Origin of the sequence: Neisseria flavescens (assembly GCF_001618065.1) — a bacterium.
GTDB lineage: Bacteria > Pseudomonadota > Gammaproteobacteria > Burkholderiales > Neisseriaceae > Neisseria > Neisseria flavescens_A.
Genome location: NZ_LAEI01000041.1, coordinates 190,720 through 202,852, shown reverse-complemented (window position 1 = coordinate 202,852; position 12,133 = coordinate 190,720). Strand labels below are relative to the sequence as shown.

Below are 12,133 nucleotides of genomic sequence, written 5' to 3'. Positions count from 1 at the left end.
CGCTCGAGACAAAACAGCGGTATCCATCATATTTTTCTTTAAAGGAAAAATCATGAAAGCATCGCAATTAACCCTCGCCGTCCTTCTGACCGCAGCCTTCGGCTCTGCTGCTCATGCGGCTAATGTGGAAGGTGGTTCAAGCAATCCAAACTTAATCGAACCCAAAACATCAGATTCTCTACCCTTCGGTGCAGGTGCGGCCGGTATCAAAGTCAGCACAGGCAACGGCCTGTCCAAATCCATCAACCTCCAAGCCGGCCCCGCGCAGCGCATCCGCAACAAATACGGCAATGCGCCCATCAACGGCGGTAATCAGAACGCCAATGTAAACGGCACGGCCAATCCGAAATATCTGCAACCCGGCGACATCAACCCGATTGCGGGCTGGTTCTCGAAAACCAAACTCGCCCAAGTGTGGTATGAAAAACGCGCCAACAACACCGAAGTGTTCAGCGTACGCCAAATGGCCGACCCAAAATTACCGATTGCGCCGAAATTCGGCGGCATGACTTTTGCCAAAGTGCCGACTGCGGCAACCAACGTCTTCTTCGGCGAATGGGCGCCGCGCAAAGGCAACAGCAATCAGATTGCCAACAGCACGGATTTGAATATGAACGACGGCAACCGCACGGTTTGGTTTGTGGGTGAGAATCCGACCAAAAACACCAGAAACTTGGCTGCGGCTACCTATAACGTTGTCGGTATCAACAAGCACACGCCGGGCAAAAACGATTTCTATACCGGTGAAATCAAAGCCACATTCGGTACGGGCGACAAAGGTTCTATGAGCGGCGCGCTGAAACGCGCAGGCGATAAGGATTTGAGCTTTAATGGTGTTGAAATTACCAACTCCGCTGGTACGTTTAAAAGCGGTGCGGGTAATCATGAAAAAATCCAAGGCCAATTCTACGGCAATGGCGCGGCAGCTATGGCGGGCTATGCCGAACGCGGCAACGGCAAAGGCGACGATGTAGCCTTCGGCGGCGCGAAAAAATAACCTTGCCCGCTTACGCGATTAGGGAATGCCGGTGTTTTCGGCGTTTGGCCGTACGTTCCCGCAATCAGGAAAACCGCCGTTTTTTAACAAAAGCCGCAGTAGGCATAAATATACTGCGGCTGACTTGTTTCCGAAGTGCCGTGCAAACCTGCATTGCCTTGCGGAATTTCTGTTTTTACTTCTTTCAGACGGCCTCCCCGCCCAAAGGACCCCATCCCATGAACCACCGCCTCTGCCTGCTTTTCCTGCCGCTCTGTACGGTCTGCCTTGCCGCCCCGTCCGACGATGCCGCAGACGAACGCCGCCGCCTGCTGGACGAGGGCAGCCGCCAAACGCAGCAATACCGCGAAAGCGGCTGGCTGGACACGGAACAGGCACGCGGTGAAGTGGGGGAAAACGACGGCTACATCATGATAGACGGTACAGTCTATCAAGTCGGCGATACGGCGGAAGAACTGGAAAGCGCGATTTACCACGCCCTCAACGCGCGGCAGTGGCACAAGGTGCGCCAGTTCGCTGCCCGCTACGCCAAACTGCCCCGGCACAAACCCGCGCTGATTCATTTGGCCGATGCGCTGCAAAAACGGGACGAAGGGGATTTCCACGCGGCGGGGAATAGTTTTCAGACGGCCTTGGAAGCCGAACCCGACAACCCCCGCCTGCTGCTCGAAGCGGGGCGATTTTATGCCGAAGACAACCAAAACAAAGAGTCCGCCGCCGCGTTTGAGAAAGTTCTGAAAACAGATATTCCTGCTGAAACCCGCCCCATCGTGGAAAACTATCTGTCCGAACTGGGCAAACGCCGCCGCTGGCACGGCCAAATCAGCCTCGGCTACGGCTACAATAGCAATGTAAACCAAGGCAACGGCATCAACCAATGCGTGTGGGAAATCTCAGGCATGTGCCTGATGGAGCGCACCCTGCCCGCACCAACGGATTCGACCTTCTCATCCTATAGCGCGACCTCCGAAAAAACCATCCCGCTCAAAGGGCATCACGGTGTACAGGTGCGCGGTGTGCTGTACGGCAACCGCTACACGGAAAAAGACAAAAGTTCGGCGGCCATGCCGGATTACGGCTATCACAACGGTTCGCTTTACGCGGGATACGCCTATGCCGACGCACGCTCCTCCTTTTCCCTGCTGCCCTATTTCGAATACGACTTCCGCAACCGCCACACCCACTACCGCGCATGGGGCACGGATGTCAACTGGTCACGCACACTCTCCCCACGCTGGCGTATTAACTCACATGCCGGAGCAAAAAAGACCGGATATAGTGGACAAAACAAAGATTATTTTGCCAACTATAAGCAATACGAACTGGGCGTAGGGGCAGAATTTTCTCTCACACCCCAAAGCGGCCTGTTCGCCAACTTTGATGCAACACGCAAAGCTTATCCCGAAAAATCTTCTTCCAGCAAGGAATATACGACACGGCTGGGCGCATATAGTTTTTTTTCAAGCGGTACTTACCTCAATACCATCCTGCTTCACCGCCTCAGTCTTTATGACGCGGCAAGTTTTGTCAGCGACAACAGACGGCGACGCGACAATCAATACATCATGATAGCCGCTGTAGGCTTTCCGCAGTGGAACCTTAAAGGTGTGTATCCTGAATTTCGTTTTAGACGCTCAATCTCCCATAGCAATACAGCACATTACCGCTACCATCAAAATGAATGGCTACTAAATTTTAAATACCGATTTTAAATTGAGTCATTTAGCAATACCCTAAAACAGCGATACAACCATACTGTTTTACTCCTTTCTATTTCATGCCGTCTGAAAAAAAGCCGATACACCTTCCTGATGTATCGGCTTTCGCTATCTGCTCAACGCTTAATTTCTGCCGGGCAATTCTTTTTCGCTCAATGGTTTAATGTACCAAATATCGCGGCAGTAGTCGGCGATGGAGCGGTCAGATGAGAAGAAGCCCATGTTGGCGATGTTAATCAAGGCTGATTTGCGCCATGCGGATACGTTGCGGTAGTGTTCGTCCGCTTTGTATTGCGTGTCGATGTAGCTGCGGAAATCGGCCATCAGCTGATAAAAGTCGCCGTATGGTTGCAACACGTCGTTGTAGCGGTTTGGCTCTTCCGGAGAGAAAGTACCTTGGCTGATTTGGTTGACGACGCGGCGCAGGTCGCTGTCTCGCTCGATATAGCTCAACGGGTCGTAACCGTTGCGGCGGATTTCTTCGACTTGTTCTACGGTGTTACCGAAGATAAAGCAGTTGTCCGCGCCGACTTTTTCCAAAATTTCGACGTTCGCTCCGTCCAGTGTACCCATGCAGATTGCGCCGTTGAGGGCAAATTTCATGTTGCTGGTACCGGATGCTTCTGTACCTGCCAGTGAAATTTGTTCGTGCAAATCGGCGGCTGGGATGATGATTTGGGCAAGGCTGACGCTGTAATTCGGGATGTAAACGACTTTAATCAGGTCGCGGATACGGGGGTCGTTGTTGATGACTTTGGCAACGTCGTTAATCAATCGGATGATTTTCTTCGCCATGTAATAGGCAGAAGCGGCTTTACCGGCAAAGATGAACACGCGCGGCTGCCAATCGAAATCCGGGTTTTCCAAGATTTTGTTGTAGCGGTCGACGATGTGCATCACGTTCAATGCTTGACGTTTGTACTCGTGGATACGTTTGATTTGGATGTCGAAAAGTGCATCGGTATTAACCTTGATGCCCAGCTCGGTTTCGATGTATTTGGCGAGGCGCTCTTTGGCGGCTTTTTTCACTTCGCCGAATTCTGCCTGTACGGAAGGATCGTCCACTTTGTCGTTGAGCTTGGTCAGGTTATCCAAATGCAGACGCCAGTCTTCGTCGCCTAGATGTTTGTCCAAAAATTTGGTCAAACCCGGATTGGCGATGTTGATCCAGCGGCGCGGGGTTACGCCGTTGGTTACGTTGGTAAAGCGTTCCGGGAACACTTTGGCAAAGTCGGCAAAGATGGATGTGGTCATCAAATCGGAGTGGATTTTGGCCACGCCGTTGACTTTGTGCGAACCGATCACGGCAAGCCATGCCATGCGGACGCGACGGCCGTGGGTTTCGTCAATAATGGATACGCGGCGGACAAAGTCGTCGTCGAAGTTGCCGATGGCGCGTAAGGCATTGAGGAAGTAGGCGTTGATTTCAAAGATGATGTCCAAGTGGCGTGGCAGCAGACGGCCCATCAGGTCAACCTGCCAAGTTTCCAAGGCTTCGCTCATCAATGTGTGGTTGGTGTAAGAGAAAATCTTACAACACATATTCCATGCTTCAGTCCATGCAATGCCCTCTTCGTCAATCAGGATGCGCATCAATTCTGGAATAGCGAGCACCGGATGGGTGTCGTTCAAGTGGATGGCGACTTCGTCTGCCAAAGTGTGGATGCTTGGGAAACGGCATTTGTGGCGGGCAACAATGTCTTGAACAGAAGCGGAAACCAAGAAGTATTCTTGTTTCAGGCGCAATTCGCGGCCGGAATCGGTAGAGTCGTTCGGATACAGAACGCGTGAGATGTTTTCGTCACTGTTTTGTGCGCGAACGGCAGAGGCATAATCGCCTCGGTTGAAGTCGGCAAGGTCAAACAGGTTGCCTGCGTGTGCGGTCCACAAACGCAATGGGTTGGCACATTCACCGCCATAGCCCGGAATGATTTCATCGTATGCCCAAGCGGAAATTTCTTCGCTCGGCTGCCATTCTTTTTTGTCGCCCAAGTTCAACACTTGACCGCCGAAACGGACGGAATATTGTTTGTTCGGACGGGCAAATTGCCATGCCAAATCTTGGTCGAGCCACAAATCAGGTTTTTCAACTTGTTGGCCATCCACGATTTCTTGTTTGAACATACCGTATTGGTAACGGATACCGTAGCCCATGGCCGGAATGCGCAGGGTTGCCAAAGAGTCGAGGAAGCAGGCGGCCAGACGGCCCAAACCGCCATTACCCAAACCCGGATCTTCTTCTTGTTCGCATACATCGGCAAATTCTTTGCCCAGTTGCTTGAAGGCTTCTTCAAACTCGGCATAAACGCCTTCGTTAATCAGCGCGTTGACAAACGAACGTCCAAGCAGGAATTCCATAGACAGGTAATAAACCATGCGTTTGCTGTTATCGATGTGGGCGCGGCGTGTTTTGAGGAAATCTTCCGCAATCAGGTCACGCGCGGCAAGCATGGCGGCGTTGAGCCATTGGTGTGAAGTTGCCTCCTTCGGATCTACGCCCAAGATGAAAATCAGCTTGTAAACGATGGACTTGCGGATGGTTTCGGCGTCCGGTTTAGGCATTACATAATCGTAACCGGAGATGGGGAGTTTTTTCTTAGCCATGGAAGCCTTTCTCTAGCGTGAGGCACTGGACAACGCGCCTGATGGTTTTATTAAAAACAACGAAACTCGGTTTTCAGACGGCCTGACAACGGCAACAGGCCGTCTGAAAGGAATGGTGCGTAGATTTGTTACAAACTAAGGAGATTATAGCGGAAAGATTCAAAAAAAAGGATATATTTTTCTTTATAAAACATTCAATTAACAATTAAACCATTCATCATCTTATCGGCATTTTCAATTTATACTACCAAGCTAAAAATGAACAAATATCGACAAAATATCAAAGAGTTAATCAATCAATAGTTTAATTCTCATTTAATTTGTTTTATGTAAAATCCAAATCCCCATATGCTCAACAACACATTTTCCTGATTCTTCGTAATTAAATTTCTCAGATGGTACGCAAGAAATTTCCCAATTGCCTTGAGGCAGGTTAAATAACTGACGACTACGTTTGGCATTGACCAACAGCAGCCATTTATCGTCCAAAACAATCTGAATCGCCTTGCTGCCCCTGTTGTGCCAACAATATTCCGTCATCGGGCTGCCATCAGCATTGAGCCATTGCACACGCTCTTTTTCCCACCAGCAATCATCTGTCAGCAACTTGATTTGACTTCGGACGCGTATCAGCTCTTGAGTGTAATTCTGCAACATATGGGACTCATTTTGCCAATCCAACCATGTAATCGGATTATCTTGGCAGTAGCTGTTGTTGTTGCCGTGCTGACTGTTGCCAAACTCATCGCCGGCCAAAAGCATGGGCGTACCGTTGGATAAAAATAAGGAGGCAAGCAGCGCTTTGGAAGTGTATTCGCGGTTGAGCAAAACTTCTTCATCATCAGTTTCGCCTTCTACGCCGTGGTTGTAGCTGATGTTTTCATTATGCCCGTCGCGGTTGTTTTCGCCGTTCGCTTCGTTGTGTTTCTCGTTGTAGCTGACCAAATCGCGCAGAGTGAAGCCGTCGTGTGCAGTGATGAAGTTGATGCTGGCGGATGGGTGGCGGCCGCTGTGGTTGAAAATATCGGACGACCCGGCCAAGCGTTCGGCAAATGCGCCCAAATTGCCGCTTTCCCATGACCAAAACGCGCGCATATCATCGCGGAAACGGCCGTTCCATTCGGCAAAAGGTTGCGGGAAATTGCCCAAGTGATAACCGCCCTCGCCGATGTCCCATGCTTCGACAATCAGCTTCAAACCAGCCAAAACCGGGTCTTGATACAGGACTTGGAAAAAACGGCCGTACGATTGGAAATCGGGCTCGCGTCCCAATACGGTTCCCAAATCGAAACGGAAGCCGTCGATATGAAACTCTTCCGCCCAATAGCGCAGGCTATCTGCCGCCCAACGGGTAACATCGCGCCGGACAATATTGAGCGTATTGCCGCAACCCGACCAGTTTTCATAATTGCCGTAAGGGGTGTGCCAATACCATAACGTGTTGTCGATACCGCGCTGACACAGCATCGGGCCTTTGTCGTCCTGCTCTGCCGTATGGTTGTACACGACATCTAAAATCACTTCCAAACCTGCCTGATGCAGGGCTTTGACCGCTTGTTTAAACTCCGCCGCCGCACGCTCGGGATTATCGGCATAAGACGGCTCAACAGCAAAATGGGAATAAGTGTTGTAGCCCCAATAATTGCTCAAGCCCATTTGCTGAAGATGGTATTCGTCCAGATGATAATGAATCGGCAGCAGCTCGACCGTCGTCACCCCCAACTCTTGCAGATAGGCCAAAACCCGTTTATCACTCAAGGCTTTATAAGTGCCTGCATATTTCAAATCGGGGAACTGCTTGGTAAACCCTTTGACATGGGCTTCATAAATAACGGTTTTGCCCCACGGTATTTCCGGTCTACAATCTTTGGCCCAATTAAATCGGCTGCGTCCGATCACGACGCTTTTCGGAGCAACGGCGGCATTGTCGCGTTCATCTTCCGGCCTGAACCATGCCATTTCTTCGGCGGTACGGTAACTTGGTTTGCCGTCAATTTTTTTGGAATACGGGTCAATCAGCAATTTGTTGGGATTAAAACATGAGCCGTATTCTGCGTTTTCACGTCCATACACGCGGAAACCGTATCGCTGTCCTGCCTTAACATCCGGCACAAATCCGTAAAATACCGAACCACGCCGCGAAGGCATCTCCAAACGGGTTTCTTTATCCTTATCAAACAGACACAATTCGACCTTTTCGGCATTGATGGAAAACAAGGTGAAATTCGCGCCCTTGCTTGTCAGGGTCGCGCCCATGGGATAAGGCTTGCCTTCCTCGATATGCCATGATTTGGCAGTCATAGAATGATTCCTTGGTATGTATTTGGTTTCGTGTCCAATATAAGGCCGTCTGAAAATCTTTCAGACGGCCTTGAGTCATATTGATATCACTATCTTTTAATTTTCAGCTGATTAGGCAGGCATGATACCCACCCTCAAAGTTGATTTACGCTTCTTCTTTGACTACCGCCTGATACAGGTACACGGTTGCCAACGGCGGTACGGTAACAGACAGGGAATTTGGTTTACCATGCGACCAAACTTCATCTGTCTCCACCGTTGCACCGGCAGAAACGCCGCTGCCTTTGTAATGCAGGTCGTCTGAATTGAGGATTTCGCGGTATTCGCCGGCAGAATTTACGCCAAATCGATAGCCTTCACGTACTACTGGCGTGAAGTTGCTGATGACGATAACGCGGTTGCCTTCACGGTCGCGGCGCTCGAAAACGAATACGGAATTGTCGCCGTCATCGGCAACCAGCCATTCAAATCCTTCAGGCCATTGGTCTAATTGGTAAAGCGGCGCGTTGTCTTTATAGACATGGTTCAATTCGCGCACAAAGTCTTGTACGCCTTTGTGCCAGCCGCCTTCTTGCTCCAGCAAGAACCAATCCAGTCCTTCGTTGTAGTTCCACTCGCGGCCTTGTGCAAACTCGCTGCCCATAAACAAGAGTTTTTTGCCGGGGAAGCCGTACATAAAGCCGTAGTAGGCACGCAGGTTGGCAAATTGTTGCCAGCAGTCGCCGGGCATACGTCCGAGCAGCGAGCGTTTGCCGTGCACAACTTCATCGTGAGAAAGCGGCAGGACAAAGTTTTCGCTGTACTGGTACATCATGCCGAAGGTCATTTTGTTGTGGTGGTATTTGCGGTTGATGGGGTCTTCCATCATGTAACGCAAAGTATCGTTCATCCAGCCCATATTCCATTTGAAGCTGAAGTTCAAACCTTCTTGGCGGGTCACATTGGCAAATGAAGTAGATTCTTCGGCAATTTCGGTCGCAGCCGGAACTTCTTCTTTCAACATGGTGTTGGTATCGCGCAGGAAAGCGATGGCTTCAAGGTTTTCATGGCCGCCGTATTGGTTCGGAATCCACTCGCCATCTTTGCGCGAATAGTTGCGGTAAATCATCGAAGCCACCGCGTCAACGCGGATACCGTCAAAGCCAAAACGTTCTATCCAATACAGGGCGTTGCCTTGCAGGAAGTTTTTCACTTCGTTTCTGCCGAAGTTGTAAATCAGGGTGTTCCAGTCTTGGTGGTAGCCTTCGCGCGGGTCGGCGTGTTCGTACAGCGCAGTGCCGTCAAACTTGGCCAGGCCGTGGTCGTCGGTTGGGAAATGGCCGACTACCCAGTCGAGGATAACGCTGATACCCTCGTCGTGTGCGGCTTTAATCAATGCGCGCAATTCTTCCGGCGAACCGAAACGGCTGGTCGGCGCATACAAACCGGTTGCCTGATAGCCCCATGAGCCGTCAAACGGATATTCGGACACGGGCAGGAACTCGATATGGGTAAAGCCCATGTCTTTGACGTATGCCACCAGTTCTTTGGCCAGCTCTTCATAAGTCAGCCAGAAATTGTTTTCCGGATTGCGTTTCCACGAACCCAAATGCACTTCATAAATGCTGATCGGCGCATCAATGGCATTGGCGCGAGCGCGGAAGGCCGGTTCTTCCACTTCGTCAGGCAAACCGCGCACGATAGATGCCGTGGTCGGACGCAGTTCCGCACCGAAAGCATACGGGTCGGCTTTTTCGCGCACATCGCCGTTGGCATCGCGGATTTCAAATTTGTAGAGGGCATTGAGTTTGACGGCAGGAATAAAGATGTCCCAAATGCCGTTGTCGCGGTGGAAACGCATCACATGGCGGCGACCGTCCCAGTTATTGAACTCGCCGATAACGGAAACGCGTTGCGCATTGGGCGCCCATACGGCAAAGCGTACGCCCTTCACGCCGTCCAACTCGGCAAAATGCGCGCCTAAAGTCTCATAAGGACGCAGGTGCTTGCCTTCGGCCAACAGCCAGGAATCCATGTCTTGCAACGCAGAGCTGAAATGATAAGGGTCTTCTTCAATCACTGGCTCGGTGTCTTCGGTGTAACGGATACGCAAAGCGTAATCGGGCGCATCATCGGGCAAGACGGCCACAAAGAAACCGCGTTCATCAATTTTTTCAGACGGCACGATGAGTTCGCCGCTGTGGCGGTTCACAATATCCACGCTTACTGCGCCGGGAATTAAAACGCGCACCACTTCATCGCCCTCTGCAAGGCGGTGTCGTCCCAGATAAGCGAACACATCGCTATGGGTGGCAAGAAACAGGCTTTCGACCGTATCGCGCTCGATTTGGTCAAGTTCATGATAAGTCTTGATTTGGCTGTTTGTTTTCATGCGTACCTCGTCAATAATGGCAAGTTGGCCGCCCATGAGGCGGTGTTGTAGGAAATCTTCCAAAGAAACCGGCATTTTTTGCGCCCAGTTCGGATAGCCTTCAGTTACACCCGGGACATTCAGATTGTCGATGACGCCCAGCAGGTTTTCCAACTGTACGGCGTAAAGTTTGCTGCGGCTCAATGCGCCGTATTTATGCAAAGCCGCCAGCAAGGTTTCATCGGCTTTTGCCGGCATTTGTACATCCGCACCCAGACAGCCGGTTTCTTTCAATTTGTCCAGCAAATCGGCTTTATCGTGTTCGCGCTCGTCCAAGGCCGTCTGAAAAGCGGCTGCATCTGGCAAAGTACCGAGTTTGAACATCGTATCCAAATCTTTGCCTATCCAATAACCTGCCAAAGGAGCGACATCGTGGGTACTGATGACCGTAATCGCCTGCTCGGGGTATTCTTCAGGTAATTGAAAACCGTTCCAGCCCTTGCTGAAATACATCACTTTGTAGGAGAACACTTGATAGCGGTGAAGCAGATAACGCGCTTGATCGGGCACCGTCCCCAAATCCTCGCCGATGATGACGCAACGGTTGCGCTGGCTTTCCAAAGCCAATATGGCAAAAGTCACTTCGGCATCGTAATGCACATATGCGCCGAAATCCGCTGTTTTATCGTTTAAAACCCACCACAAACGACACAATGACATCACATGGTCAATCCGCAACACGCCATACAGGCGCATGTTTTCGCGCAACAAATGGGCAAACTTTTCATAGCTCGTATGTTTCAACATCGACGGATTAAGCGGCGGCAAATTCCAATTCTGCCCTGTCGGCCCTAAAGGATCGGGCGGCGCACCGACCGATACGTCCATACAATAATCTTGACGGTTTAACCAAGTATCCGCGCTGCCTCGCGCCACGCCGACTGCCAAATCGCCGTAAATGCCGAGTTTGACACCGTATTCGGCAGCGGCTTGGTTGACTTCGTGCAACTGCTCCGCGCAAAGCCATTGCAGCCACATATAAAAACGGATTTCACGTTCATGGCTGCGCGCGAATTTTTCTACTGCTTCGCCATCAGGCTGATGAAATTCAGACGGCCATGACTGCCAACCCACTTGTCCGGGACGGCTGTAATACTGGTCCAAAGCCTCAAACAAACCGAAGCCCTGCAAAGCCTTGCCTTTTTCTAATACAAAAGCTTCAAATGCAGCGCGCTCATTTTCTGCGACTTCGCAGGTATCTTGTTCAAACGCGTTAAACGCCATGTGCAACGCATCACGCTTGCATGCCCAAACCGCCGTATAAGTCACCGTTTCCGTAACACGCAAAGCGGCAATGCGCTGACGGATTTTCGGTTGTGCCAGCCAATTTTTCAGTTGCTCGTTATAAGTAAACGCGCCGACTTTCTCGATATCCAAATAAATCGGATTGAGCCATTCGCGCGAAGAAGGGCTATAAGGGCTGGCAAAGGCAGGCTTACTGGTAAACAAGGCGTGCAAAGGGTTGATACCAACAAAATCCAGCTTTTTCTCCGCCGCGTATTTCATCAGGTTCAGCAAATCGGTAAAGTCGCCTATGCCCCAGTTGCGCTCGGAACGCAGGCTATACAAATGCATGGTCAAACCATTCATCCGACCGCCATTGGCAAGCAGTTTGGGTTGGTAAACCGATTCAGGTGCAACAATCAGGCGTACAAGGCGACATTTGCCGCCGGTCTCGGCCGACAAAGTGTAATAACCGCAAGCCAGTTGGGGCAGCTTAATCCAAAGCGTATCGTTGTCGCCCGGATATAAAGTCAAGGTCTGGCACTCATCCGCCTCATCAATCAATACGACCGCTTCCGCACCATGAAATTCAGACGGCATCTGTAAAGATTCTTCGCCGTTTTCATGCGCGACCATCGTATTCAGATAAAGGCCGTCTGAATCCGGTTTGCTTTTGTCCAGAACAGCAACGATCGATTCCAAAACTTCAGGTTTGGTCGCATGATATGTCCCGTTGATGTCGTGGTAACCTAAATCAATACCGGCCTCTACAGCCTGCTGCTCCAATATTTCACTCATTGCATTCTGCCTGTTTTACCAATATCTGAATCTTAATACAGATTCTGCCGCACCGTGATATGTAATTCATTGTAGTATCAA

General features: G+C 50.7%; 5 protein-coding genes. 2 read left to right on the top strand and 3 right to left on the bottom strand.

Annotated features, from left to right (window positions below; all coding sequences use genetic code 11):
- Nucleotides 1–52 precede the first annotated feature (52 nt).
- Nucleotides 53–997, top strand: coding sequence for a Slam-dependent surface lipoprotein (locus TW89_RS06315; RefSeq protein WP_128580889.1), 945 nt, complete (start codon nucleotides 53–55; stop codon nucleotides 995–997).
- A 218-nt stretch (nucleotides 998–1,215) separates the two neighbouring features.
- Nucleotides 1,216–2,709 carry a surface lipoprotein assembly modifier gene (locus TW89_RS06310; protein WP_128580888.1) on the top strand — a complete coding sequence of 498 codons (1,494 nt, stop codon included), beginning with the start codon at nucleotides 1,216–1,218 and terminating at the stop codon, nucleotides 2,707–2,709.
- Between the two features lie 129 nt (nucleotides 2,710–2,838).
- On the opposite strand, the gene TW89_RS06305 is transcribed toward TW89_RS06310, so the two are convergent.
- The 3 genes from TW89_RS06305 to glgB all read right to left on the bottom strand — a co-directional run bounded on the left by TW89_RS06305 (nucleotide 2,839) and on the right by glgB (nucleotide 12,052).
- Nucleotides 2,839–5,319: a glycogen/starch/alpha-glucan phosphorylase gene (locus TW89_RS06305; protein WP_128580887.1), complete on the bottom strand. Its 2,481-nt coding sequence runs from the start codon at nucleotides 5,317–5,319 to the stop codon at nucleotides 2,839–2,841.
- Nucleotides 5,320–5,634: 315 nt separating this feature from the next.
- Nucleotides 5,635–7,620, bottom strand: a complete 1,986-nt coding sequence (gene glgX, locus TW89_RS06300; protein ID WP_128580886.1) for a glycogen debranching protein GlgX — start codon at nucleotides 7,618–7,620, stop codon at nucleotides 5,635–5,637.
- A gap of 145 nt (nucleotides 7,621–7,765) precedes the next feature.
- On the bottom strand, nucleotides 7,766–12,052 hold the full coding sequence (gene glgB / locus TW89_RS06295) for a 1,4-alpha-glucan branching protein GlgB (protein WP_128580885.1): 4,287 nt from the start codon (nucleotides 12,050–12,052) through the stop codon (nucleotides 7,766–7,768).
- Nucleotides 12,053–12,133 lie beyond the last annotated feature (81 nt).

What these genes read in the sequence shown, in the direction of transcription:
- glgB (WP_128580885.1), bottom strand. Translation starts at nt 12,052, where the DNA reads ATGAGTGAAATATTGGAGCAGCAGGCTGTAGAGGCCGGTATTGATTTA.
- TW89_RS06315 (WP_128580889.1), top strand. Translation starts at nt 53, where the DNA reads ATGAAAGCATCGCAATTAACCCTCGCCGTCCTTCTGACCGCAGCCTTC.
- TW89_RS06310 (WP_128580888.1), top strand. Translation starts at nt 1,216, where the DNA reads ATGAACCACCGCCTCTGCCTGCTTTTCCTGCCGCTCTGTACGGTCTGC.
- TW89_RS06305 (WP_128580887.1), bottom strand. Translation starts at nt 5,319, where the DNA reads ATGGCTAAGAAAAAACTCCCCATCTCCGGTTACGATTATGTAATGCCT.
- glgX (WP_128580886.1), bottom strand. Translation starts at nt 7,620, where the DNA reads ATGACTGCCAAATCATGGCATATCGAGGAAGGCAAGCCTTATCCCATG.